Origin of the sequence: Salinilacihabitans rarus, from assembly GCF_024296665.1 — an archaeon.
Taxonomy (GTDB): domain Archaea; phylum Halobacteriota; class Halobacteria; order Halobacteriales; family Natrialbaceae; genus Salinilacihabitans; species Salinilacihabitans rarus.
Genome location: NZ_CP100762.1, coordinates 2,089,111 through 2,113,684, shown reverse-complemented (window position 1 = coordinate 2,113,684; position 24,574 = coordinate 2,089,111). Strand labels below are relative to the sequence as shown.

The 24,574-nt window shown below is 71.1% G+C and carries 26 protein-coding genes; 17 read left to right on the top strand and 9 right to left on the bottom strand.

The genetic code is table 11. The features are described 5' to 3' along the window. The first annotated feature begins 21 nt into the window (after positions 1-21). The 5 genes from NKG98_RS11045 to NKG98_RS11025 all read left to right on the top strand — a co-directional run bounded on the left by NKG98_RS11045 (position 22) and on the right by NKG98_RS11025 (position 2,489). Complete coding sequence (locus NKG98_RS11045; protein ID WP_254765979.1) at positions 22-276, top strand: hypothetical protein; 255 nt, start codon at positions 22-24, stop codon at positions 274-276. A gap of 67 nt (positions 277-343) precedes the next feature. Then, entirely contained in the window at positions 344-646 is a 303-nt protein-coding gene (locus tag NKG98_RS11040) for a PLD nuclease N-terminal domain-containing protein (protein WP_254765978.1), read from the top strand. Positions 647-697: 51 nt separating this feature from the next. Next, positions 698-1,267, top strand: coding sequence for a DUF2391 family protein (locus NKG98_RS11035; protein ID WP_254765977.1), 570 nt, complete (start codon positions 698-700; stop codon positions 1,265-1,267). Between the two features lie 65 nt (positions 1,268-1,332). Further along, positions 1,333-1,905 (top strand): magnesium transporter, encoded by a 573-nt coding sequence (locus tag NKG98_RS11030; protein ID WP_254765976.1) that lies wholly within the window; start codon positions 1,333-1,335, stop codon positions 1,903-1,905. 56 nt (positions 1,906-1,961) lie between these two features. Continuing rightward, positions 1,962-2,489, top strand: coding sequence for a magnesium transporter (locus tag NKG98_RS11025; RefSeq protein ID WP_254769463.1), 528 nt, complete (start codon positions 1,962-1,964; stop codon positions 2,487-2,489). 2 nt (positions 2,490-2,491) lie between these two features. Here the strand turns inward: NKG98_RS11025 and NKG98_RS11020 are convergent, their stop codons facing one another. The 5 genes from NKG98_RS11020 to NKG98_RS11000 all read right to left on the bottom strand — a co-directional run bounded on the left by NKG98_RS11020 (position 2,492) and on the right by NKG98_RS11000 (position 9,736). Beyond that, the gene (locus NKG98_RS11020; RefSeq protein ID WP_254765975.1) at positions 2,492-3,292 is read right to left on the bottom strand and encodes an N-acyl homoserine lactonase family protein; all 801 of its coding nucleotides are present in this window, start codon (positions 3,290-3,292) and stop codon (positions 2,492-2,494) included. Positions 3,293-3,344: 52 nt separating this feature from the next. Beyond that, a complete protein-coding gene (locus NKG98_RS11015) occupies positions 3,345-4,490 on the bottom strand; it encodes an ABC transporter ATP-binding protein (RefSeq protein WP_254765974.1) in 1,146 nt (381 codons plus the stop codon). 105 nt (positions 4,491-4,595) lie between these two features. Beyond that, entirely contained in the window at positions 4,596-6,623 is a 2,028-nt protein-coding gene (locus NKG98_RS11010; protein ID WP_254765973.1) for an AMP-dependent synthetase/ligase, read from the bottom strand. A gap of 85 nt (positions 6,624-6,708) precedes the next feature. After that, positions 6,709-8,664 carry an AMP-dependent synthetase/ligase gene (locus NKG98_RS11005; protein WP_254765972.1) on the bottom strand — a complete coding sequence of 652 codons (1,956 nt, stop codon included), beginning with the start codon at positions 8,662-8,664 and terminating at the stop codon, positions 6,709-6,711. Positions 8,665-8,812: 148 nt separating this feature from the next. Next, the gene (locus tag NKG98_RS11000; RefSeq protein ID WP_254765971.1) at positions 8,813-9,736 is read right to left on the bottom strand and encodes an MBL fold metallo-hydrolase; all 924 of its coding nucleotides are present in this window, start codon (positions 9,734-9,736) and stop codon (positions 8,813-8,815) included. 91 nt (positions 9,737-9,827) lie between these two features. Here NKG98_RS11000 and NKG98_RS10995 point away from each other — a divergent pair, with 91 nt between their 5' ends. The 3 genes from NKG98_RS10995 (at position 9,828) to gdhB (ending at position 14,166) form a co-directional block, all read left to right on the top strand. Continuing rightward, positions 9,828-12,623, top strand: a complete 2,796-nt coding sequence (locus tag NKG98_RS10995) for a bacterio-opsin activator domain-containing protein (RefSeq protein ID WP_254765970.1) — start codon at positions 9,828-9,830, stop codon at positions 12,621-12,623. A 110-nt stretch (positions 12,624-12,733) separates the two neighbouring features. Further along, a complete protein-coding gene (locus NKG98_RS10990; RefSeq protein WP_254765969.1) occupies positions 12,734-12,877 on the top strand; it encodes a rubrerythrin-like domain-containing protein in 144 nt (47 codons plus the stop codon). Then, on the top strand, positions 12,877-14,166 hold the full coding sequence (gdhB, locus tag NKG98_RS10985) for a glutamate dehydrogenase GdhB (RefSeq protein ID WP_254765968.1): 1,290 nt from the start codon (positions 12,877-12,879) through the stop codon (positions 14,164-14,166). Before NKG98_RS10990 ends, gdhB begins: the two co-directional genes overlap by 1 nt. A 4-nt stretch (positions 14,167-14,170) precedes the next feature. On the opposite strand, the gene NKG98_RS10980 is transcribed toward gdhB, so the two are convergent. Beyond that, a complete protein-coding gene (locus NKG98_RS10980; RefSeq protein ID WP_254765967.1) occupies positions 14,171-15,067 on the bottom strand; it encodes a cation diffusion facilitator family transporter in 897 nt (298 codons plus the stop codon). Positions 15,068-15,248: 181 nt separating this feature from the next. Between NKG98_RS10980 and NKG98_RS10975 the strand changes: the two genes are divergently transcribed. From NKG98_RS10975 to serS, 3 genes are all read left to right on the top strand, one after another. Continuing rightward, complete coding sequence (locus tag NKG98_RS10975; RefSeq protein WP_254765966.1) at positions 15,249-15,662, top strand: CrcB family protein; 414 nt, start codon at positions 15,249-15,251, stop codon at positions 15,660-15,662. After that, positions 15,659-16,090: a fluoride efflux transporter FluC gene (locus tag NKG98_RS10970; protein WP_425504335.1), complete on the top strand. Its 432-nt coding sequence runs from the start codon at positions 15,659-15,661 to the stop codon at positions 16,088-16,090. The genes NKG98_RS10975 and NKG98_RS10970 overlap by 4 nt, the downstream gene beginning before the upstream one ends. A gap of 74 nt (positions 16,091-16,164) precedes the next feature. Continuing rightward, positions 16,165-17,544, top strand: a complete 1,380-nt coding sequence (gene serS / locus NKG98_RS10965; protein WP_254765965.1) for a serine--tRNA ligase — start codon at positions 16,165-16,167, stop codon at positions 17,542-17,544. 6 nt (positions 17,545-17,550) lie between these two features. Here serS and NKG98_RS10960 read toward each other — a convergent pair whose 3' ends face one another. Further along, a complete protein-coding gene (locus NKG98_RS10960) occupies positions 17,551-18,681 on the bottom strand; it encodes a DUF2157 domain-containing protein (protein ID WP_254765964.1) in 1,131 nt (376 codons plus the stop codon). A 100-nt stretch (positions 18,682-18,781) separates the two neighbouring features. Between NKG98_RS10960 and NKG98_RS10955 the strand changes: the two genes are divergently transcribed. Continuing rightward, the gene (locus tag NKG98_RS10955; RefSeq protein WP_254765963.1) at positions 18,782-19,960 is read left to right on the top strand and encodes an MBL fold metallo-hydrolase; all 1,179 of its coding nucleotides are present in this window, start codon (positions 18,782-18,784) and stop codon (positions 19,958-19,960) included. Position 19,961: 1 nt separating this feature from the next. On the opposite strand, the gene NKG98_RS10950 is transcribed toward NKG98_RS10955, so the two are convergent. After that, entirely contained in the window at positions 19,962-20,321 is a 360-nt protein-coding gene (locus NKG98_RS10950) for a nuclear transport factor 2 family protein (RefSeq protein WP_254765962.1), read from the bottom strand. Between the two features lie 114 nt (positions 20,322-20,435). On the opposite strand from NKG98_RS10950, the gene NKG98_RS10945 reads away from it, so the two are divergent. Genes NKG98_RS10945 through NKG98_RS10935 form a run of 3 tightly spaced genes read left to right on the top strand, consistent with a single transcriptional unit; the run spans position 20,436 to position 23,010 of the window. Next, positions 20,436-22,268: a Rieske (2Fe-2S) protein gene (locus tag NKG98_RS10945; protein WP_254765961.1), complete on the top strand. Its 1,833-nt coding sequence runs from the start codon at positions 20,436-20,438 to the stop codon at positions 22,266-22,268. Positions 22,269-22,313: 45 nt separating this feature from the next. Beyond that, positions 22,314-22,814 (top strand): DUF367 family protein, encoded by a 501-nt coding sequence (locus tag NKG98_RS10940; protein WP_254765960.1) that lies wholly within the window; start codon positions 22,314-22,316, stop codon positions 22,812-22,814. Positions 22,815-22,860: 46 nt separating this feature from the next. Continuing rightward, positions 22,861-23,010 carry a 50S ribosomal protein L40e gene (locus NKG98_RS10935; RefSeq protein ID WP_254765959.1) on the top strand — a complete coding sequence of 50 codons (150 nt, stop codon included), beginning with the start codon at positions 22,861-22,863 and terminating at the stop codon, positions 23,008-23,010. Between the two features lie 49 nt (positions 23,011-23,059). Here NKG98_RS10935 and NKG98_RS10930 read toward each other — a convergent pair whose 3' ends face one another. Then, complete coding sequence (locus tag NKG98_RS10930; RefSeq protein WP_254765958.1) at positions 23,060-23,674, bottom strand: MBL fold metallo-hydrolase; 615 nt, start codon at positions 23,672-23,674, stop codon at positions 23,060-23,062. A gap of 102 nt (positions 23,675-23,776) precedes the next feature. On the opposite strand from NKG98_RS10930, the gene NKG98_RS10925 reads away from it, so the two are divergent. Both NKG98_RS10925 and NKG98_RS10920 read left to right on the top strand, forming a co-directional pair. Then, entirely contained in the window at positions 23,777-23,950 is a 174-nt protein-coding gene (locus tag NKG98_RS10925) for a DUF5786 family protein (RefSeq protein WP_254765957.1), read from the top strand. A 16-nt stretch (positions 23,951-23,966) separates the two neighbouring features. Next, a complete protein-coding gene (locus NKG98_RS10920) occupies positions 23,967-24,527 on the top strand; it encodes an endonuclease dU (protein ID WP_254765956.1) in 561 nt (186 codons plus the stop codon). Positions 24,528-24,574: the final 47 nt, after the last annotated feature.

Sequence of the window (24,574 nt, the reverse complement as noted above, 5' to 3'; positions counted from 1 at the left end):
GCTGAGAGCCTAGCCTCCCCGATGAGCCCACTTCCCCCGCTGCCCGCGGACCGCCGGCGGGAGCGCACGATGCTGGCTCGCCTCGATCGACTCACCGAGCGACTGGAGGCGGACGAGCGTGCGCTGGTGCAGTTGCGCAACACCGTCGACGCGCTCGCGCGCGAGACGGGCGGCATCTCGGTCTGTCACCCGTGTGATCGGTGCGAGCAGAGTCTCCTGTTGCTCCGGGAGGGGACGATGTACTGCCCGCACTGTCACTACCGGCGCTCGATGTGAGGGCGTCGCCCGCGCTCGCCGCGGTCGGGCGAGCCACTTACGGCGAGCGAACGCGTTCGCTCGCGTGATGAGTACCGCACTGCTTGCCGTCCTCGTCGGCGTCCCCGTCCTCGTCCTCGCGTCGCTGGCCGCGTTCACCTACTTCGACGCGGCGGACGTCGGGATGGCCGACCCGGCGCGGTGGGCCGCCGTCGTCCTGTTCGTGCCGGTCTTCGGCGTCATCGTCTACCTGCTGGCGCGCAGCGAGCAGTTCTACGATCCCGAGACGGACCCGTACGCCGGCGGCGGTTACGCCGTCCACCCCTCGCGCGCGGACGACGTGCGACTCGACGGGTCCCGGTCGGAGGACGCCCGGCCCGACGACGAGTAACGGGTCACCGGAGTCGACGGCTTTTCTTCCCCCCGGACGAGTGAGCTACCCATGTCACGGCGAGCGTCGGGTTCCGAGGAGGCCACCGTCGACGAGTTGCTCGACCAGCTCGACGCGCTCGAAGAGACGGTCGACACCCCGTCCGAGCAACGCGAGGTCAGGCGGGCACGGCGGCTCGCCGACCGGCTGTCGACGACCGGCGTCCTCGGGCGGGTGATCACGGAGTTCACCCGCAAGGACAAGGCGGAGGCGTTCGTCGGCAGCGTCGTCGTCGGCATCCCGCTGCTGGTCGAGGACGGCGTCCTCGAAATCGGGGCCTTCCTCGCCTCGCGGCCCGCGTTCCTGCTCGCGACCCTCGCGCTCGCGGGCGCGCTGGTGGTCGGCATCCTCTACGTCGCCGACTTCCGGGAGGTGCGGGTCACCGACCCGTACTTCGGCGTCGTCCCCCGGCGGCCGGTGTGGGTGCTCGGCATCGCGTTCGCGACGGCCGCCGCGACGATGACCCTGTGGGGGCGGGTGACGTGGGCCGACCCGTGGGTCGACCTCTGTTCCGTCTCGGTCGTCGCGACCGCGATGGCCGTCGGCGGCTCCATCGGCGACCTCCTGCCGGAGGAGGGCTGATCGACGGCCGGCGGCCCGGCCGGCGTACCAACACTTAATGGACCCGGAGAATCACCTATCGACAGATGCCGCGTCACGACACCGCCCTCGACGTCTACCGGCAGTCGCTGCCGGTGATCCTCGTGAGTCTCGTCGCCGGGCTGTTCGCGGGGACGATCCTCGGCACGGAGGCGATGCGCGCCGGGATCGAGAGCGTTCCCGGGCTCTTGCTCCTGCTCCCGGCGTTTCTCGCGACCCGCGGGGGCGTCTACGGTTCGCTCGGCGCGCGCCTCTCGAGTGCCCTCCACCAGGGGCTGATCGAGCCCCGCTTCGAGTGGAGCGGCCGCCTGCGTAACGCGATCATCGCCTCGTTTCTCAACGGCATCCTCGTCTCGGTGTTCATCGCCGTCCTCGCGTGGGGGGTCACGCTCGCGCTCGGACGGTCGGCGAACCTGTTCGAACTCGTCATCATCCTCTTCGTGGCGGCGCTGCTGTCGGCGGTCGCCATGCTCGGGGTGTTGCTCACCGTCATCTTCAAGGGCTACCGCCGGGGGCTCGACCCCGACAACGTGATCGGCCCCGTCGTGACGACCGTCGGCGACGTCTTCGGCGTCGCGTTCCTCCTCGTGGGCATCGCCGTCGCCGGGGTGATCCTGTGAGCGCGGACCTCTCGTCGTACGAGGACGGCTACGTCGACGAGTGGTCGATCGGCGCGATGGTCCGGACGCTCGTCCCCCTGCTGGCGGCGCTGTCGGTGCTCCAGATGGGGTCGGGGACCGTCCTCGAAACCTTCGAGGAGCAGTTGCTCGAACAGCCCTCGCTGCTCGTGCTCGTCCCCGTGATGATCGGCACCGCGGGCAACCTCGGCTCGATCATGTCCGCGCGGCTCTCGACGCAACTGCACCTCGGCCTGCTCGAGTTCTCGCCGAACAACCCCTACGTGCGGGCGACCGTCGGCGCCGTGTTCGGCCTCGCCGCCACGGTCTTCGTCCTGCTCGGCGTCGCCTCGTGGGCGATCGGCCGCGTCCTCGGGGGCACCCTCGGGCTCCCCCGCCTGATGGTCATCACGGTCGTCTCCGGGATGGTGCTGGCCGTCTGGGTCGTGATCGTCAGTTCCGCCTCGGTCTACGTCTCCTACCGCCTCGGCTACGACCCCGACGACACGACGATTCCGATCGTCACCAACGTCTGTGACGTCACCGGCGTCCTCATCCTCTTCGGCGTCGTCTCGGTCGTCACCTGAGGTCACTCCAGCGCTTCGGGCGGGTCGGGCAGTTTCGACTGGTCCTCTGGGTCGTGGTGGACGATCACCTCGGCGTCGGCCGCCCGCGCGCGATCTTTCACCCGGCGGATCGACTCGAGAGAGTCCTCGAGCGACCACGCGAACGACGCCACCAGCCCCTCCTCGTAGCCGGCGCGGCTGTTGGCGACGTCGCCGGCGAGGAGCACGCTCGTCGAGCCGAGGTCGACCGCGAGCGACCGGTGGCCGGGGGTGTGTCCCGGCGTCGGGAACGAGACGACGCTGCCGTCGCCGAAGACGTCGTGTTCGCCCGTCACTGCGGTCACCTCGCGGCCGGGCGCGCGCAGCGGCGCGAAGTCGCCGTCGAGGTAAAAGAGCCGCTGGACGCCGTCGGGCCAGAACGCGTACCGGAGTTCGCGCTTCCCGACGATCACCTCGGCGTCGGGGAACGCGTCGACGTTCCCGGCGTGGTCGACGTGCAGGTGCGACAGCACGACGTGGTCGACGTCCGACGGCTCGTAGCCCAACTCGGCGAGCCACTCGACGGGCGAGCGGCCGACCGAGAGGTCGAGCGTCTGGAGCAACTCGGCCATGTGGGGCGCGCCGGTCGGCCCGTACCCCTCGGGGTCGGCGGCCATCTCGCGGCTGACGCCCGTGTCGAAGAGGACGAGCCCCTCCGGGTGCTCGATCAGGTAACACGGGCACCAGCCGGGGAAGGGCTCGCCGGGGTTTTGCAACTGGACGGCGGCGCTGTAGTCGAGGGTCCACTCCGCGGTGTTCAGTCGGTAGAGACGCGAGGCTGGCATGGGCTCACTTGGTGTCAGGTCAGTATGAATGTGTGCCTCGATACCCCGACTCTCATCCGACCCCGATCACGTGTGCGTCCGCGGGGTCGAAGCCGACGACGACCTCCCCCGACGGCGGTTCCGTCGCCCGGACCAGCAGTTCGCGGTCGCCGGCCGCGAGGCGGACGCGACTCGTCTCGCCGAGGAACTCGGCGCTCGCGACGGTCGCCGCGAGCGCGTTCTCCCCGACCGCGGCCTCGCCGTCGCCCTCGCGCGCGACCGCGAGGCGCTCCGGGCGGACGCAAAACGCCACCCGGTCGCCGGCGCGGACCTCCCGGTCGGGGACGGCCACCGCGAACGTCTCCGCGCCGACGCGGACGCGCGCGCGGTCGGCGCCGGCGTCGACGACTTCGCCCTCGAAGACGTTGTTGTCCCCGACGAACTCCGCGACGAACCGCGTCGCGGGCCGGCGGTAGACCGTCCGCGGGCTCGCGACCTGTTCGAGGCCGCCCGCGGCCATCACGGCGACGCGGTCGGAGATGGCAAGCGCCTCCTCCTGATCGTGGGTGACGTAGACGGTCGTGATGTCGAGTTCCGACTGGATGGCCCGCACCTGCACCCGGAGGCGCTCGCGCAGGCGGGCGTCCAGCGCGCTCATCGGCTCGTCGAGCAACAGCACGTCCGGGCCGGGTGCCAGCGCGCGGGCGATGGCGACCCGCTGTTGCTGGCCGCCCGAGAGGCTGTCGGGCTCGCGGTCTTCCATCCCCGCGAGGTCGACGAGTTCCAGCAACTCGGCGACGCGCTCGTCCGTCGAGACGCCGCCCGGCGGCGCCGAGAAGCGCAGGCCGTAGGCGACGTTCTCGCCGACGGTCATGTGCGGGAACAGCGCGTAGTTCTGGAAGACGACGCCGACGTCGCGCTCCTCCGGGGGGACGCCCGCGACGTCGGTCCCCCGAAACCGGATCGTTCCCGCGGTCGGCTCCTCGAAGCCGGCGATCAGCCGCAGCGTCGTGGTCTTGCCACAGCCCGACGGCCCGACGAGGGTGAAAAACTCCCCCTCGCGGACCGCGAGCGTGACGTCCTCGACGGCGGCCGTCCCGCCGTATCGCTTCGTCACCCCGTCGAGTTCGAGCGCGACCGGCGCGTCCGGATCGGCGGCCTCGACGGTCTCCGCGCCGACGGCCCCGCCGACGCTCCGGCCCGGGTCGTCAGTGCCCACCGGGCTCACCTCCGGGACGGTCGGCGGCCGCGACGGTGACGACGGCTCCCATTCGGTCGCCTTTCGGGCCCGAACCCGCAAGAGCCGTTCGGTCGAACTCCGCGATCAACTGGCCTCGATCCCCTCGGCGGTGGGCTCCTCGTAGATGTCCTCGATCTCCTCGGCGTAGTAGTCGCGGATCGTCCGCCGCTTTTTCTTCATGGTGGGGGTGAGCATCTCGTTTTCCTCGGTGAACTCCTCGGGGACGAGGCGAAACTCCTTGATCGTCTCGTGGGCCTCGAAGCGCTCGTTGATCCGGCCGACCTCGCGGGCGACGATTTCGCGGGCGAGGTCGGACTCGCAGAGTCCCTCGGGGTCGTCGGGCAGGTCGATCCCCGATTCGTCGGCGATCGACTGCAGGCCGTTGACGTTCGGGACGAGCAGGGCGGAGACGAACTTCTCGCCGTCGCCGACGACCATCGCCTGCTCGACGACCTCGCTGGCGGCGAAGGCGTCCTCGATGGGGGCGGGCGCGACGTTCTTCCCCGTCGAGAGCACGAGGATCTGTTTCGCCCGCTCGCGGAAGACGAGGTAGCCGTCGGGGCGCAGGTGAACGATGTCGCCGGTACGGAACCACCTTCCGGAAGACGCGTCTTCCGACTCCTCGCTCGCGTCGCTCGCGGGGACGTCCTCCGTGAACGCGCGTTCGGTCGCCTCGGGTTTGTTCCAGTAGCCGTCGGTGACGTTTGGCCCCTTCACGAGCAACTCGCCCACGTCGCCGAGGGTGTCGGAGACCTCGCTCTCGGGGACGACGCTCCGGTCGATCTTCACCTCGCAGCCGGGGACGACCGGGCCGATGGTGCCGATCTTCGGGTCCTCGGGCGGGTTCGTCGTCACGACCGGCGCGGTCTCGGTGAGGCCGTAACCCTCGTAGATGGGCAGCCCCATCCCGTGGTAGAGCGTACAGAGGTCCGACGAGAGGGTGCCGCCGCCGCTGACGAGCACCTCGACGTTCCCCCCGAGCGCCTCCTTGACCTGCGAGAAGACGAGCGCGTCGGCGAGTTTCATCTTCAGTTTCAGCCCCGGCCCCGGCCGGTCGGCGCGGTAGTAGTCCTTGCTCACCTCGGTCGCCCACTCGAAGATGCGCTCTTTGAACGCGGACTCGCTGGCCTGCTCGCGGATGGCGTCGTAGATCTTCTCGTACACCCGTGGGACGCTCGTGGCCGTCGTCGGCTCGACGAGCTGGAAGTCCTCCTGCAGGGTGTCGACGCTCTCGGCGTAGGCGACGCAGGCGCCGGCGGCGAAGTTGAAGAAGTGTCCGCAGGTGCGCTCGAAGACGTGCGCGAGCGGCAGGTACGACACCGTCTGGGTCTCCTCGTCGATGGTCGGCACGTCGCTGCCCTTGTCCGGGCGCGGCCCGTAGCGGCGGTAGACCTGATTGACGTTCGCCCGGAAGTTGCGGTGGGTGAGTTTGACGCCCTTGGGCTGGCCGGTCGTCCCGCTCGTGTAGATCAGGCTCGCGAGGTCCCCGGGGTCGCGCTCGTCGAGCCACTCCTCGTAGGTCTCCGGGTCGGCGCGTTCGAGCCCCCGCTCGTACACCTCGCCGAGGGTGTGGACGTCCCGCCGGTCGGCGTACTCGGAGCCCGCGGGCAGGTCGTCCATCGTGACGATGAACTCGAGGTCGAGGTCGTCCTCGACGGCGACGACCCGTTCCAGTAGCTCCTCGTTCTCGACGACGACGCCCGTCGCGTCGGGGTCGTCGAGCAGGTACCGCACCTGATCGGGCGAGGAACTCTCGTAGACGGTCGTGACGACCGCGCCGGCCGACAGCAGCGCGAAGTCACACTGGGCCCACTCCATGCGCGTGTCCGCGAAGATGCCGACCCGCTGGCCGGGTTCGACCCCGAGCGCGCGGAAGCCGCCGGTCAGCGCGCGGACGATGGCACCCATCTCCCGGTAGGTGAGCGTCTCGAACTCGCCTTCGGGTGCGGGGTCGACCGCCGTCGCGACGAGCGACCGGTCGTGGACCCCGCCTTTGTACTTCTGGGCGGGTCTGTCGGCGTTTCGCTCGACCGTCTTCCGGAACATCCGACCGAGGGTGTCGATCTCTAGCACCTCGTGTTCGAACTCCCGTTCCGCGTCCCTCCAGTCCATGGCGTGTACTACCATGGCATTGTGTGTGATTAATCGTTCGGCTAGGCGACACCAGCGGCCGAAAAACGCCAGTCCCGCCGTCCGCTCACTCGGCGGTGACCGGTTCCGCGTAGATGTCCTCGATCTTGTCCTCGAAGCGGTCGAGGATCACCCGCCGCTTCTTCTTCATGGTGGGGGTGAGCATCTCGTTTTCCTCGGTGAACTCCTCGGGGGCGAGGCGGAACTCCTTGATCGTCTCGTGTTTCTCGAAGTTCTCGTTGACGCGGTCGACCTCCTTCTGGATGTACTCGATGACCCGCTCGTCCTCGCAGACTTCCTCGGGGTCGTCGGGCAGGTCGATGCCCTCCTCGGCGGCCCACTCCCGGAGGTTGTCGGTGTTCGGGACGAGCAGGGCGGAGACGAACTTCTCGCCGTCGCCGACGACCATCGCCTGCTCGACGACCTCGCTGGCGGCGAAGGCGTCCTCGATGGGGGCGGGCGCGACGTTCTTCCCCGTCGAGAGCACGAGGATCTGTTTCGCCCGCTCGCGGAACTCGACGTAGCCGTCGGGGCGGATGTGGACGATGTCGCCGGTTCGGAACCAGCCGTCGTCGGTGAACGCGCGTTCGGTCGCGCCGGGTTTGTTCCAGTAGCCGTCGGTGACGTTCGGCCCCTTCACGAGCAACTCGCCGACGTCGCCGGGGTCGTCGAAGGCGTCCTGGTCGGCGACCGACTCGTCGACTTTCAGTTTGACGTTCGGGAGCGCGGGGCCGATGGTACCGATCTTCGGCGCCTCCGGCGGGTTCACCGTGAGTACGGGGGCCGTCTCGGTGAGGCCGTAGCCCTCGAAGATGGGCAGGCCCATCCCGTGGTAGAGCGCGCAGAGTTCCGGCGAGAGGCTCCCGCCCCCGCTGATGAGCAGTTCCACCTCGCCGCCGAGGGCGTCGCGCACCTGCGAGAAGACGAGTCTGTCCGCGAGCGCCCGCTTGGTCCGCAGGACGACGCCGGGGGAGTCGGCCGCCTGATACTCGCGGCCGACGTCGGTCGCCCACTCGAAGATGCGCTGTTTGAGTCCGGACTCGCTGGCCTGCTCGCGGATGGCGTCGTAGATCTTCTCGTACACCCGGGGGACGCTCGTCGCCGCCGTCGGCTGGACCGCGCTGAAGTCCTCCTGCAGGGTGTCCGGGGTCTCGGCGTAGGCGACGCAGGCCCCGCTGGCGAACATCAGGAAGTGGCCGGCCAGTCGCTCGAAGACGTGTGCCAGCGGCAGGTACGACACCGTCTGGGTCCCCGCGTCGATGGTCGGCACGTCGTCGGCCTTGTCCGGTCGGGGGCCACACCGCTTGCGTACCTGATTGACGTTCGACCGGAAGTTCCCGTGTGACAGCCGTACCCCCTTCGGCTTGCCGGTCGTCCCGCTCGTGTAGATCAGACTCGCCACGTCGTCCATCGACGGCGCGTCGACGCGCTCCATGTGTGCGTCGAGGTCGAACGTCTCCTCGCCGCGGGCGTAGACGTCCGCCAGCGTCAGGACGTCGTCGCGGTCGTCGTACCCCTCGACGTCGTCCATCGTGACGATGAACTCGAGGTCGAGGTCGTCCTCGACGGCGAGGACGCGGTCGAGCGAGTCCTCGTTCTCGACGACGACGCCCGACGCCCCCGGATCGTCGAGCAGGTACCGCACCTGGTCGGGCGAGGAACTCCGGTAGACGGTCGTGATGACCGCGCCGGCCGACAGCAGCGCGAAGTCACACTGGCCCCACTCCATGCGCGTGTCCGCGAAGATGCCGATCCGGTCGCCCTGCTCGACCCCGAGGTCGACGAAGCCGGCCGAGAGCTTCCGGACGAGGTCGCGCATCTCGGCGTAGGAGATCGCGCGGAACCGCCCCGGTTCGGCGGCCTCCACGGCGGTCCCGGCGAGCGAACGATCGTAGACGCCCCCCTTGTACCGCTGGGCCGGTCGGTTCGGGTGACGCTCGACGGCGTCCTCGAACATCCGCCCGAGCGTCGTGAACCCGATCACCTCGTCGTCGTACTCGCGTTCGGCGTCCCGCCAGTCCATGGTCGTCGCCAGCACGTCCCGTGCGATAAAACGTGAGGGAACGACTTTCACCCCGCCGGCAGTTTATTTCGACGTCGCGCCCTCGTCGTCCGCGGCGGTCGGGGCGCGTCGGGGCCGTCACGCCCGCGTTCGGCCGCCGAGCGGACGGCTACCCCTCGCGCCAGTCGAGGTAGCCCAGCACGCCGCGGACGTTCATCGCGGCCTCGGCGCGGGCCTTGCGCTCGCCCCAGACGTCGCTCATCTCCGTCTCGCTCGCGAAGTGTTCGATCACGGCCTCGTCGTCGCCGAGTTCCGCGCGCGCGGCCTCGACCGCCTCGACCCACTCGGTGAGCACCCGCGCGTACTCGTCGAGGACGTCGGCCGCGTCCTCGCCCACCTCGCGGGGGCCGAAGTGGGTGTAGAGCAGGACGTCCGGATCGATCTCCGTGAGCGTCTCGACGTCCTCCAGACACCGTTCGAGGTCGAACTGCGCTGGCGGGGAGGTCTCGCGGATCTCCTCGACGGAGGGGACCCAGATGCCGGCGGCGTCGCCGGTGAACACCGCGTCGTTTTCGGGGTCCTCGAAGACGGCCTGGTGGGGGGCGTGGCCCGGCGCCTCGTGGACGCGGAGTTCGTGCTCGCCGAGGTCGATCGCGTCGCCGTCGGCGACCGGGACGACCCGCTCCTCGGGGATCGGCTTCGGTTCGGCGTAGAACTCCCACTGGTCGCCGACGGCGGCTTTCGTGCCGGCGACGAGTCGCGAGGGGTCGACGAGGTGCTCGGCGCCGACCTCGGGGACGTAGACGTCGGCGTTCGGGCAGGCCTCGGCGAGGTAGCCCGCGCCGCCTGCGTGGTCGAGGTGGACGTGCGTGACGGCGATCGCTTCGACGGCCTCGCGGTCGATCCCGACCTCGTCCAGCGCCGCGAGGATCGCCTCGTAGTTCGTCCCGATGCCGGACTCGACGATGGCCGGGCGCTCGTCGTCGAGGAGGTAGACCGCGCCGTACTCGCTCGTGCCGTACATCCCGGTGTCGACGTAGTGGAGGTCGGCACAGTCGCCGACCGTCACCTCGCGGACGTCTCCGACTTCCATACCGGGTGAGGGTGCCGCGAGCCGATAAATGCTGGCGTCGCGGTACCGCGGATGATCAACCGTTTTGGTTCCCCGGGAGTTACGGGGGACGATGGCAACCACCGGTGCGGAACGCGGGGTCGTCCTCGTCGGCGCCCCCGACTGGACCGCCGCCGTCCGCGAGGTCCTCTCGGCCGCCGACGCGGCGGTCGCGGTCCACGAGGCGTCGGCGCCGGCCCTCCGCGACGCGCTCGCCGACGGCGACGCGGTCGACGCCCTCGACGGCGACGGCCCGCGGTGTCTGGTCTGTGACGACTCGACCTCGGCGGATCGCGGCCTCTCGTTCCTCGAAACCGTCCGCGAGGGACGCCCCGACCTCCCCGTCGCGTTCGTCCCGCGCGAGGGCGACGAGGCCCTCGCCGGGGCCGCCGTCGAGGCGGGCGCGACGGCGTACGTCCCGTTCGACGAGCGGGAGGCGGCGCTGGTCGACCGGATCGAGCGGGCGACCGACGCCGGCGAGCGCGCGGCGCGGGCCCGCCGGTTCGACGCCCTCGTCGACGATCCGGACACCTTCCTGTGGACGCTCGACCGCGACGGCCGCGTCGCGGAGGCGACCGACGGCGACGGCGACGCGACGGCGGCGCGCTTCGACGCGCTCGACCGCTGGAGCGAGTCGGCCCGCGGGACGATCCGCGCGGCGGTCGAGCGCGCGCGGGACGGAAAACGGGTCGACCGGACGGTCGAGACGGCAGACGGCGAGACGACGCTCTCGCTGTCGTTCCGGCCGATCGAGGGCGACCGCCCCGCCGGCGTCCTCGTCTACGGCCGGGACGTCACCGAGCGCGAGCGCCTCGAACGCGAACTGCGCCGCTCGGAGGAACTCCACCGGGTGACGCTCGCGCACATGACCGACACGGTGTTGCTCACGAACGACGACGGCGAGTTCACCTACGTCTGCCCGAACGTCCACTTCATCTTCGGCTACACGGCCGAGGAGATCCACGAGATGGGGACGATCGACGCCTTGCTCGGCGAGGACCTCTACGACGAGGCCGAACTCGACGCCGAGGGCGTGCTGACGAACGTCGAGTGTACGGCCGAGGACCGCGACGGGGACGAGCACGCCCTGCTGGTCAACGTCCGCCGGGTGTCGATTCAGGACGGGACGACGCTGTTCAGTTGCCGGGACGTGACACGGCGCAAGCAGCGCGAGCGCGCGCTCACGTCGCTGCACGACACGACCCGCGAACTGCTGTACGCCGAGAGCAAGCCGGAGATCGCGGGCCGCGTCGTCGACGACGCGGCGGCCGTCCTCGACCTCCCCGCGGCGGCGGTCTACCTCTTCGACGCCGAGGAGAGCGTCCTCGAACCGGCGGCGTACGCGGGGTCGCTCGTCGCCGACGGCGGCCGGCCCCGGCCCCGGTGGCCGGGCGACGGGAGCGTGATCTCCACGGCGTTCGTGGGCAACGACGCGCGGACGTTCGAGAACCTCGGCCGGTGGGGCGAGACCGACCTCCGCCTTCGCAGCGCGGTCGTCGTCCCGCTTGGCGACCACGGGGTCTTCGTCGTCGGCTCCGGCGACCCCGACGCGATCGACGACGTGACGAGGGAGGTGGCGGACCTGCTCGCGGCCACCGCCGAGGCCGCCATGGACCGCGTCGAGCGCGAGTCCGCCCTCCGCGAGCGGGACCGCGAACTCGAACGGCAGAACCGCCGGCTGACCGACCTCAACCGGGTCAACGAGATCATCCGCGGCATCGGGCAGGACGTCGTCGACGCCGACACGCGCGAGGGGATCGAGGCGGCGGTCTGCGAACGGCTGACCGAGGCCGACCGGTTCGCGTTCGCGTGGATCGGCGACGTCGACGTCCGCGACGGCGCCGTCCGGCCGCGGGCGTGGGCCGGCGACGAGCGGGGCTATCTCGACGTCCTCGGGGCGGGGACCGAGGGGACGGACCCGGGCGAGCGGACCCTCGAGAGCGGCGAACCGACCGTCGTCGAGAACGTCGCCACGGGGTTGCGCAAGGCCCCGTGGCGGTCGGCGGCGCTCACCCGCGGCTTCCAGTCGGTCGCGAGCGTCCCGCTGGCGTACGACGAGTTCGGCTACGGCGCGCTGACCGTCTACGCCGAGCGCGCGGACGCATTCGACGAGACGACCCGGTCCGTCCTCCGGGAACTCGGCGAGACGATCGCCGCCGGCATCGGCTCGGTCGAGCGCACCGACGCCCTGCTCGGCGGCCGGAGCGTCGAACTCGCCTACGAACTCGACGGGACGAGCACGGTGTTCGGCCGCCTCGCCCGGCGGGCCGACTGCGAGGTCGAACTCGAAGGCGGGCTACAGCGGGTCTCCGACGGCGTGCTCGCGTTCGCGACGGTCGCGGGCGCGCCGGCCGAACGGGTGGTCGCGCTGGCGAACGAGTCGGCGTCGATCGCCGACGCCCGCGTCGTGAGCGAGGGCGAGGACGGCGGGCTGATCCGCCTGCACCTCTCGCGGCCGTTCCTCGCGACGCGGCTGGTCGAACACGGCGCGGTCGTCGGCACGCTCGCGGCCGACCCCGGCGGGACGACGATGGCCATCGACGTCCCGTCGTCGGTCGAGACCCGCTCGGTCGACGATCTGGTGCGGACGACCTGCCCCGACGCGACGCTCGTCGCCCGACGCGAGCGCGACGGCCCGCCGGCGACCCGCGAGCGCCTCGCGGCCGACGTGCTCGCGGCGCTGACCGACCGGCAACTCGAGGTGGTCAGGACGGCCTACCACGCCGGCTTCTTCCGGACGCCGCGCGAGCGGACCGGCAGCGAGGTCGCCGACTCGCTGGACATCTCGCCGACGGCGTTCTCGAACCACCTGCGGGCGGTCCAGCGGAAACTGTTCGCCGCGCTGTTCGACGACGCGGCGGGGGGTTGAACAGTAAACCATCCGGCTCGGCGGTTGGTTCACAACTCAACTCCCATCGTTACCCCGTAGCCCGCAAAAATTGCCCCACCGGACCGCCGTTAGCCGTCCGTCTCACACCCATGATCGACGCTCCCTACGACCCCGAGACCGAATCGACCTACGAGTGCCTCGAGTGCGGCCGGACCGTCGTCTCAGAGGGCCACCCCGGCACGTGCCCCAACTGCGACGCGACGTTCCGAAACCGCGCGATGCCCATCGAGTGATGGCGTCGGAACCGCACGCCGTGTCGGCCGCCGACGCGTCGGCGGCGGACGACGGCATCCTCGCGACGGCCCGCCGCCAGCTCGAACGCGCCGCGGCGCTGGTCGACGTCGACGAGGCCATCCTCGAACGGCTCCGCCACCCGTCGCGGGTCCACCGGGTGACGATCCCCTTCGAGCGCGACGACGGCGACGTCGAGATCGTCACCGGCTACCGCGCCCAGCACGACAGCGTCCGCGGCCCGTACAAGGGCGGGATGCGCTACCACCCCGACGTCACGGAAGACGAGTGCGTGGGCCTCTCGATGTGGATGACCTGGAAGTGTGCCGTGATGGACATCCCGTTCGGCGGGGCCAAAGGCGGCGTCGTCGTCGACCCCAAGACGCTGAGCGACGACGAGACCGAGCGGCTCACCCGCAGGCTCGCCCAGGAACTGCGGACCGTCGTCGGCCCCAACCACGACATCCCGGCGCCGGACATGGGCACCGGCGGCCGGGAGATGGCGTGGTTCATGGACGCCTACTCGATGCAGGAAGGCGAGACGACCCCCGGCGTCGTCACCGGCAAGCCGCCCGCCGTCGGCGGCTCCTACGGCCGCGAGGAGGCCCCCGGCCGGTCGGTCGCCATCGTCGTCCGCGAGGCCCTCGACTACTACGACCGCCCGCTGGAGGGTGCGACCGTCGCGGTCCAGGGGTTCGGCAGCGTCGGCGCCAACGCCGCCCGCCTCCTCGAGGAGTGGGGCGCGGACGTGGTCGCGGTCAGCGACGTCACCGGCGGCGTCTACGACCCCGACGGCCTCGACGTCGCCTCGATCCCGACCCACCAGGAGGAACCCGAGGCCGTCTCCCGCGGCGACGGCGACCCCGTCTCGAACGCCGAGTTGCTCGCCCTCGACGTCGACGTACTCGTCCCCGCGGCGGTCGGCAACGTCCTGACCGCCGACAACGCCGGCGCCGTCCGGGCCGACCTGATCGTCGAGGGGGCGAACGGCCCCACGACCGCCCGCGCCGACGAGATTCTCGAAGAGCGCGGCGTCCCGGTCGTCCCCGACATCCTCGCGAACGCCGGCGGCGTCACCGTCTCCTACTTCGAGTGGCTCCAGGACATCAACCGCCGTAGCTGGCCCATCGAGCGCGTCCGCGAGGAACTCGAGACGGAGATGCTCGGCGCGTGGAACGAGGTCGCCCGCGAGTTCGCGAGCGCCGACGGCGTCTCCTGGCGGGAGGCGGCGTACGTCGTCGCGCTCTCGCGGCTGGCGGCCGCCCACGACGCCCGCGGGCTCTGGCCCTGAGTCGTCACCCCCCCGCGCGTTCTTTCCACTCGCCGATCCCCGAGGGGTCGAGGTGGACGTGGGCGTCACCGACGTCCTCGATGTCCCGCAAGGCCCCCACGAGGGTCGTCTCGATGTCGTGGGCCTCCCGGAACGGCATGTCGCCGTCGACCTCGACGTGGACCTCGACCTCGAGGGCGGTGCCGTCGTAGAACACCGTCAGGTCGTGGACGCCCTCGACGTCGGGATGCGAGCGGAGCGTCTCGGTGATCTCGGCGCGCTTCTCGTTCGGCGGGGCGGCCCCGACGAGGTAGGTGACGTTCTCGCGGCCGATCTCGACGCCCTGGTAGACGACCAGCAGGCTGACGAGGCCGCCGGCGACGGGGTCGAGCGTGGGGGCGCCCAGCAGGACGCCGAAGACGCCGGCGATCGCCGCGGCGGAGGTGTAGATGTCGTTGAGACAGTCGGTCGCGAGCGCCGCCAGACCCGTCGAGCCGATCGACTCGTTGACCGCCACGGTGTAGCGGTAGACGACGTACATGTCGACGATCGCGAAGCCGAGCGCGCCGATCAGGAGGTAGCTGAACCGGATCTCGACGCCGACGACGATCCCCTGGACGGACTCGTACAGCAGGTTCAGCCCCAGCAGGACGATCACGGCGCCGACGAACAGCGCGGTCAGCGGTTCGATCCGGTCGTGTCCGTGCGGGTGGGTCGCGTCGGGTTCGTCGAACGAACTCCGGCCCCAGACGAGGACGACGACGCTCGCGACGAGGTCCGCCACGGAGTGGGCGGCGTCGGCCAGCAGAGCGACGCTGCCGAACGCGAGGCCGGCGGCGCCCTCGACGAGGATCTTCGCCACGTTCCCGAACACGTTGGCCCACGCGGCCCGGGCGAATCCGCGGCGGTCGGCTCCGTCCATGGGGCCGTTTAGATACAGTCTAAACTTGTGTCTTTTCCTTTCGGCGGGCGGCGGCGATTCGCAAACTTCAACCGCGCCATCTTCGAACGTCGAGCCAGCCGGGCGATGGGGCCCGCCCGACCCAACTGCCGGACGCGTCTCCCGTACGGGACGCCGGCTGACGGTCCCTGTCCAGTCAGCCATGTCACGCGATCACCCCCTCGCTCGACTCGAGACGCTCGCCCTGATCGGAATCGGCGGTTTCGCCGGTTCGAACCTGCGGTACTTCGCGACCGACCTGCTCCCCGAGACGGCGGCGATCCTGCTCGTCAACGTCCTCGGCAGCGCCGTCCTCGGCTTCGTGGTCTACGAGGCCCGCTACGCGGGCGTCCTCGACCGCAAGTCCCGGCTGGTCTTCACGACGGGCTTTCTCTCGTCGCTGACGACCTACAGCACGTTCGCCCTCCTGACGGCGACCGCCGCGAGCGCGGGCCTCGCGGCCGGAATCGTCGCGGCCAACTACGGACTGGGGTTCGCCGGCGTCCTCGTCGGCCGGGCGTTCGCCGGCCGGATCGGCGACGTCCGGCCGCGGCCGCTCGGAGGTGAGAGCGCGTGAGCGCGGCGGTCGCGGCCGCCCTCGCCGCCGCGCTCGCCGTCGCCCCCATCGACCCCGCGGCGGCGGTCTCGCTCGACCCCGACCCCGCACACGTCGTCGGCACCGGCGGCGCGCTCGGCGCCGTCCTCCGACACTGGGTCTCGCTCCGGGTGTCTGCCGGCCGGTTCCCGGCGGCGACGCTGACCGTCAACGCGCTCGGGAGTTTCGCCCTCGGCGCGGCGGTCTTCGCCGGCGCGGACGGCTCCGCGCTGTTGCTGTTCGGTACCGGCGTCTGCGGTTCGTTCACGACGTTCTCGTCGTTCTCGGTCGAGACCGTCGGCCTGTGGGAGCGCGGCGACCGCCGCCTCGCCGTCGCCACCGCCGGGGCGAACCTGCTGGTCTCGCTCGTCGCGATCGGTCTCGCCCGCGCGGCCGTCGGCACGCTCTGAGCGCCCGCGACGCCGTGTCCGTCCGTCGCACACTTCCGACACGGTTTTTGCCGGCCGCAAAGAATCCACGTCCGATGATCGACCGGACCTACCTGCGCGAGCACCCCGACGAGGTGCGCACGGCCCTCGACAACCGGGGCGCCGACGTCGACCTCGACGCGGTACTCGACCTCGACGAACGCTGGCGCGAACTGAAAGCCCGCGGGGACGACCTCCGCCACGAGCGAAACGAGGTGACAGAGCGGATCGGAAAGCTCGTCGCCGCGGGCGAGGACGAGAAGCGGGAGGCGGCGATCGAGCGCTCCCGCGAACTCAAAGACGAGATCGAGGCCGTCGAGTCCGAGGCCGACGAACTCGCGACCGAACTGCGGGAGCGACTGCTCGACATTCCGCAGGTGCCCCACGAGAGCGTCCCGCTCGGCCTCGACGAGCGGTTCAACGAGGAGGTCCGCCGCGAGGGGTTCGAGGACCTCCGCGTCGACGCCGACGAGGTCACCCCCCACTACGACCTCGGCGAGGACCTCGATATCATCGACGAGGCCCGCGCCGCGAAGACCACCGGGTCCGGCTTCTACTTCCTCAAGGGCGACGGCGCGCGCCTCGAACACGCCCTGATCCAGTTCATGATGGACGTCCACCGCGAGCAGGACTACGTCGACGTCTTCCCGCCGGTCCCCGTCAAGAGCGCGTCGATGCGCGGCACCGGCCAGTTCCCCAAGTTCGTCGACGACGCCTACCGCCTCGGCGGGAGCAACGAGGAGGAGTACGACGACGAGGACCTCTGGCTCTGCCCGACCGCGGAGGTCCCCGTGACGAACATGTACGCCAACGAGATCCTGCTGAAAGAGGACCTCCCGTTGAAACATCAGGCGTACACGCCCAACTTCCGGCGCGAGGCCGGCGAGCACGGCACCGAGACCCGCGGCATCGTCCGGGTCCACCAGTTCAACAAGGTCGAACTCGTCAACTTCGTCGAACCCGAGACCAGCTACGACCGCCTCGAAGAACTCGTCGACGAGGCCGAGGAGGTCCTCCGGCGTCTCGACCTCCCCTACCGGGTCATCGAACTCTGCACCGGCGACCTCACGTTCGCCTCGGCCAAGACCTACGACATCGAGGTCTGGGCGCCCGGCGACGACATGGACGACGGCCCCGAGGACGGCGGCCGCTGGCTCGAAGTCTCGAGTGCCTCGAACTTCGAGGACTTCCAGGCCCGACGGGCCGGCCTGCGCTACCGCCCCGAGCGCCACGAGAGCGCCGAGTACCTCCACACGCTGAACGCCTCCGGCCTCGCCCTGCCGCGCGTGATGGTGGCCGTCCTCGAGTACTACCAGAACGACGACGGCACCGTCACGATTCCCGAGGCGCTGCGGCCGTACATGGACGGTCAGGAGGCCATCGAGGGCCACCGGAAAGTCGGCGAGAGCGCGCTTGGCGCCGGCGAACGCGACTGATCTCCGTCACTCTTCGTCCGCGATCCGTTCGAGCAGGCGCCGGCGGCCGCGTTCGAGAGCGAGCGCGACCAGCAACAGCAACGTCCCGACGACGACGAGCGCGGTCGCGCCGGGCATCGCCTCGATCAGGGTGGAGGCGAAGAAGGAGGCGATCTGGACGAACAGCGCGACCGCCACGAGGTTCGCGAACGCCGGCGAGTCGGTCGCCGCCGCGACGCCGACGGTCGCGACGAGGGCCGCGAGCGAGAGGGCGTGGACGGCCAGCAGGGCGGCGAAGCCGGGCAGCGGCGGCACCAGCGAGATCACGCCCGCGGCGACGAGCACGCCCGCGGCCGCGGCGGCGGTCCACGTCCACTCGGCGCGCCCGCCCCGGCCCGCGGCGGCGCGTCGCGTCGCGAGGGCGGCCCCGACGGCCGCGAGGGCCGCGGCGACGAGGACGGCACTCGCTTCCAGCGTCCGCCGGTCGTACCCCCACCCCTCGAACGAGAGCGCGAGCAGCGTCCCGATCGCGAGGAGGGCGCCGACGATCCGGTAGGCGTCGGCGAGGCGGCGCTCGCCGCGGCGGCGGTACCGGGACCCGAGCGCGAAGACGACGACGCCGAAGAGGCCGACCGCGACGGGGAGGTCCACACCCGCTTCGAGCGTGAACACCGTCGCGCCCGCGACGAGCAACCCGAGTGCGACCGTCGGCCGGGAGGTCCGGACGTGGCCGACCGGCAGGGCGACCGCGGCCCAGACGAGCAGGAGCCACTCGACGGAGACCGACAGCGACCAGACGTCCGCGAGCATGAACACCGACGGGCCGACGAACGCCGCCGCCAGAAACCGGAGCGCGTGGCCCACCCGCGGCGCGCGGTTGCGCGAGGCCGCCTCGCCGGCAGCCGCGGCCCCGAGGGGGACCGCGACGAGCACCGCGGTCCGGGCCGCCCGGCCGAGGCCGTCCCAGACGTCCGCCAGCAGCCAGAACAGGCCGGCGCCGACGAGGACGGCGCCCATCAGTGCGAGGCCGACGACGAGACGCGAGCGCCCGCCCCCGTCGCCCTCGTAGCGGGCGACGATGGCGTCTGCCTGCTCGCGGCTGACGATGCCGGCGTCGACCCACTCGTCGGCTTCGTCGCGCAGTTCGCGGGGATCCATGGGCGATCGTATCAGCGAAGCGGCATCAGCTTTCGGTCTCGACCCGGTGCCTTCGTACACAGCGTCCGCGTTTAGGGCGACTCGGGACGTAGCCGGCGACATGGTCACCACGCTCACCGCCGAACGGCTCGCGGAACTCCAGGACGAGGACGCGGAGTTCGTGTTGCTGGACACCCGCCCCGAGGAGAGCTTCGAGGCGTGGCACGTGAAGGGCGCGACGAACTTCCCCTTCGGCCCCGAGGAGGATCTGGACGAGGACGGCCAGCTAGACGACCTGCGGGCGGTCGTCGGCGACCACGACCGGATCGTCGCCATCTGCGCGAAGGGGCTCTCGTCGGGCAACCTCGCGACGCAACTCGCGTCCGCGACCGACGAGTTCGAGGTTCAGGCCGTCGAGGGCGGCATGAAAGACTGGAGCGGCGTCTACGACCACGTCGCGGTCGACGTCGGCGGCCCGACGGTCGTACAGGTCCAGCGCCGGGCGAAGGGCTGTCTGGGCTACGTCGTCGGCGGGGAGACGGGCGCGGCGGTCGTCGTCGACCCCACCGAGGACACCGGCGAGTTCGAGGTGGCCGCCGCCGAGCACGGGCTGACGATCGAGGCCGTGATCGACACGCACGTCCACGCCGACCACCTCACGGGCGGCCGACGGCTCGCCGGCGACCTCGGCGTCCCCTACTACCTCGGCGAGCACGCCGAAGAACGGGACCTCGCCTACGAGTACGAACCGCTCGCGCGCAACGAGGTGCTCGACGTGGGCGACCTCGACGTGAAGGCGTTGCACACGCCGGGGCACACGAGCGAGTCGCTCTCGCTGCTCGTCGACGACGCCGCCCTGCTGACGGCCGACACGCTCCACGTCGACTCGGTGGGGCGGACGGAACTCGAGTTCGGAGAGGGCGACTCGGAAGACGCGAGCGGCGACGCCGCGAACGAGGGGGCCGAGAGGGGTGCGCGGCTGCTCTACGGCTCGCTCCACCGGACGCTCCTCGCCGAACCCGACGGGATCACGATCCTCCCCGGCCACGTCGAGGTCACCTCCGAGGGCGAGTTCGGCCACGGCTCGCCGGGCGAACCGATCGCGACGACGGTCGGCGAGGCCCGGACGGGGATCGACCTGCTCTCGCTCGACGAGGCGGCGTTCGTCGACCGGATGGCCGACGCGGGCGAGAAGCCGGCCAACTACGAGGAGATCATCGAACTCAACCGCGGCGTCCGCGAGGAGCCTCCGGAGGACCGCGTCGAACTCGAACTGGGGCCGAACAACTGCTCGGCCTGACTCACCGCGTGTAGGTCTCGATCCGGACGATCCGGCCGTCCGCGACGGCGAAGTGGTCGGCGAACGCCAGCAGTTCCGCGCCGCTCTCGCGGTCGAGCAGGCGCCCGCGGACGGCCACCCGGCCCTCGTCGCCGACGACCTCGCGCAGTTCGTGGCGGGTGTCGGGGTTCGGCCGCCCCTCGCGCATGAACCGGACGAACGCCTCGCGGCCCTCGAACGTCCGGTCCGGGCGGCGCTGGACGAACTCGGGTGCGAGCAGCGACGCGAGCGCGTCGTAGTCGCCCCCGTCGAGGGCGTCGTAGTACGCGCGGGCGATCGATTCGGGTCCGTCGGCGCCGCCGTCGTCCGTCGCTTCGGCCATGGCTCCCTTTCGTCTCCCCGGGACAGAAACGCTACGGTCGCCCCGACCCCTCGCCGCGCTTTCAAAAACGCGCTTCAGCGAACGGTTTTGTGACGCCTCGTCGAAGCCTGTGGCATGGCAACGAGTGACACCGACCTCGTCGAAGCGGTCGACCTCGACGAGTTGCGAGCCGACGGGCGAGCGCTGGTCTCGGCGGACGGCACCGCGATCGCGCTGTTCTACCACGAGGGGGAGGTCCGGGCGGTGGACAACCGCTGTCCGCACATGGGCTTTCCCCTCGCCGAGGGGACCGTCGACGACGGCATCCTCACCTGTCACTGGCACCACGCCCGGTTCGAACTCTCCTGTGGCGACACGTTCGACCCGTGGGCCGACGACGTGCGGACCTATCCCGTCGAGGTCCGCGACGGCACCGTCTACGTGGACCCCGACCCGCCCCGCGAGAAGCCCCCGGCCGAGCACTGGGCCGAGCGACTGGAGACGGGCCTCGAGGAGAACCTGCGGCTGGTGACCGCGAAGTCGACGATCGGCCTGCTCGACGCCGGCGTCGACTTCGCGGAGCCGACGGCCGCGACCCTCGAGTTCGGCACCCGCTACCGGGAGTCGGGCTGGGGCCGCGGGCTGACGATCCTCGGCTGTGCGGCGAACCTGTTCGACGACCTCGCCGCGGAGGACCGAAAGCGCGCGCTCTACACCGGCGCCCGCCACGTCGCGAGCGACTGCGCCGACGAGTCGCCACACTTCGACCAGCCGTCGTTCTCGACCGAGGCGGTCGCGTTCGACCGCCTCAAGTCGTGGTTCCGCGACTGCATCGAGGTCCGGGACGCCGACGGCGCCGAGCGCTGTCTCCGCACCGCGGTCGCCGCCGGCCACTCGGAGGCCGAGGTGGCGGAGATCGTCTTCGCCGCCGCGACCGACCACCCCTACCTCTCGACGGGCCACGTCCTCGACTTCGCGAACACGGCGTTCGAGACCCTCGACCACGTCGGCTGGGCGTTCGCGGGCGACGCGCTCGCGGCCCTCGTCGAACCGCTGGCGACCGCCGCCCGCAGCGACGAGCGCTCCGCGTGGCGCCAGCCGGTCGACCTCGTGGCGCTGCTCGCGGACGTCTACGGCGGCGACGTCACCGAGACCTCCGGACTCGAAGCCCTCGCCCGCGAGGGCGAGGGGCAGACGTGGGAGCCACCCGCCGGGTTCCGGGAGACGCTGCTCTCGGACGACCCCGAGGCGATCGTCGACGCCCTGACCGGGGCGATCCGCGAGGGGGCGAGGACCGAGGCGCTCGCGGCCGCGGTCGCCCGCGCCGCCGCGACCCGGGTCGCGCAGTTCGGCGTCGCAAACGAGTTCGACGACTGGAACACCGTCCACCACACGTTCACCTACGCGAACGCGGTCCACGGGGCGACCCGTCGGACCGACGCGGTCGAACTCTACCGCGGGGTCTTCGACGCGGCGATGAACGTCTACCTCGACCGCTTTCTCAACACGCCGCCGACGCCGATCCCCGACCCCGGCGACGAGGCGTCGGGCCGCGACCCCGACCGGATCCGCGAGGACCTGCTCGGGACCTTCGACCGCGAGGGCGCGGTGAACGAGGCGGGGCGCCTCGTCGCCGAGTTCTTCGACTGCGGGGGCGACCCCGCGGCCCTGAAGCGGACGCTCGGGCACGGCCTGCTGCGCGAGGACGCCGGCTTCCACACCCTCCAGAACGTCGAGGCGGCGTTCCGGCAGTACGACCGCGCGGCGCCACGCGCCGCGAACGGTCGAACGGACGACGGCCGTGAGACGGCGCGCGCCGACGACGCGGTCGACGAGCGCACCCGTCGGATCCCGATGATCGCGACCGCCCGGTACGTGGCCGCACACACCCCCACCAGACGCGAGGCCGAGCAGACGTTCACCATCGCGGCGCGGCTGAACCGCGGCGAGACGATCCACGAGGGGTAGCGACGAGTCGGTCCGCTTTTGCCCCGCTCGCCCCTACCGCCGGGCGTGGAGGTCCACGTCTACTACGAGGGCGACGACGACCCCGACAAGTGCACCGCCCGGCGCCTCGAACGCTTCGACCGGGCGACGCTCCACCGGTCGATGCGGGGGGTGCCCTACGGCGTCGTGCTCAACCCCCACGCCGAGCGGGCGCTCTCGCCCGCCGACGCCGAGGCGGGGCTCGAAACGCTCGTCGCGCTCGACTGCTCGTGGGAGTCCGCCGAGGCGGCGTCGTTCCGGATGAACGGCGTCCACCGCGCGCTGCCCTTTCTCGTCGCGGCCAACCCCGTCAACTACGGCCGGCCCTTCCGGCTGACGACCGCCGAAGCGCTGGCCGCCGCGCTCCGGATCTTCGGCGACCGGGCCGGGGCCGAGGACCTGCTCGAACCGTTCCGCTGGGGCGAGACCTTCCTGACGCTCAACGAGGAGCCCCTGCGGCGGTACGCCGACTGCGCGGATTCGAGCGAGGTCGTCGCCGTCCAGGCGGACTACCTCGCCGACGAGTAACGCGTGGATCACAGCGATTATATGCGTCAGCGGCCAACCGGACGACATGGCCAGTTTCGACGCCGCCGAGAAGCGGACCCTCGAGAAGATGATCTGCATGAAGTGCAACGCGCGCAACCCGGCGCGAGCCGACAAGTGCCGCAAGTGCGGCTACTCGAAGCTCCGCCCGAAGGCGAAGGAAGCCCGCGCGGCCTGATCGGAGTCTCCTCTCGCGTCTCGGACGAGAACGGACAGCGTCGGCTCCGTTATTCCTCCGGATACTTCGGCTCCCGTTTCTCCGCCCGCTCTAACGCGGTCTCGACGACGTCGCGGACGTCCCCGTGGAAGACGCCACCGTGACCCGCGTACATGTGCTCGACGGCGTCGGGCATCCGGTCGAGGAGGGTCTCGATGCTCTGAATGAGGGCCTCGCGGGACTGGCCGGGCATGTCGGTGCGCCCGAAACTGCCGTAGTCGAAGGCGCCGTCGTCGTGGACGACCACGTCGCCGGAGAACAGCGTCGTCTCGGAGACGAGCGAGACGTGGTCGTCGGCGTGGCCCGGCGTGTGGACGACCTCGAACGCTTCGTCGCCGATCGCGACGGCGTCGCCGTCCCCGAGGGCGCGCGTCCGCCGCGGGTGGTCGGCGTAGGCGTACACCTCGGGGTCGAACGCCTCGCAGACGGCGTCGAGTTCGGCGACGTGATCGCCGTGCTGGTGGGTGAGGACGACCGCGTCGAGGTCGTCGACGCGCCGCCGGATCGCGTCGACGACGCCCTCGTAGGCGCCCGCGTCGACGAGCGTCGCGTTGCCGTCGGCGCGCGCGAGGTAGGCGTTGCAGGTGAACGTCTCCGCGTCCTCGGTGACGTGGTGAACCTCCATGCGGGGAGCCTCGACCGCCGGCGGCAAAAACGCTGTCTCGCGAGAGCTGTTGGCGACGTGATACGCGGTGAATTTATCCGTCACAAGTTACTATACGCACACATGGGATTCGGGAGTTACGACGAGTCCGAACAGCGCGACGTCGAGGCCGACTTCGACGAGGAAGACGCCGTGCAATCGTCCGAAACCGAACACCGGGGTACCATCGAGTTCGAGAACGGCGCCTCGAACGACGAACTCCTCGACCGCCTGAAGGAGATCAAAGACGAGGAGTGAGCGCGCCGGTCGAGCGATGAAACCCGGGGTTCGGGCACTGGGGGTCGCCGAGTCGTACCGCGGCGACCGGAGCCGGAGCACCCTCGCCGGCGCCGTCGTCCGCGCCGACCGCGTCGTCGACGGCCTCGTCTTCTCGTCTTGTGCCGTCGGCGGGACCGACGCCACCGACGCCGTCGTCTCGCTGGTCGACGACCTCGCACGCCCCGACGCCCGCTGGCTCCTGCTCGGCGCCGTCGCGCCCGCGTGGTACAACCTGCTCGACCTCGAAGCGATCGCCGAGGCGGCCGACCGGCCCGTCGTCGCCGTCACCTTCGAGGAGAGCGACGGCCTCGAAACGGGCCTGCGCGAGGCGTTCGACGGCGACGCGCTCGCACGCCGCCTCGCGACGTACCGCTCGCTGCCGCCGCGCCGGGAGCTACGGCTGAACGACGAGACGGTCTACGTCCGGGCCGTCGGCGTCGACCCCGCGGAAGCCGACGAGGTCCTGCGGGCGTTCACGCCCGAGGGCGGGCGCCCGGAGCCGGTTCGCGTCGCCCGGGTGGCCGCGCGCGCCGCCGACGCCTACCGGGACGACTGAGCGGCCGGCGGCGACCCAAAAGACGTAGTAGCCGTCCGCCCCAGCGA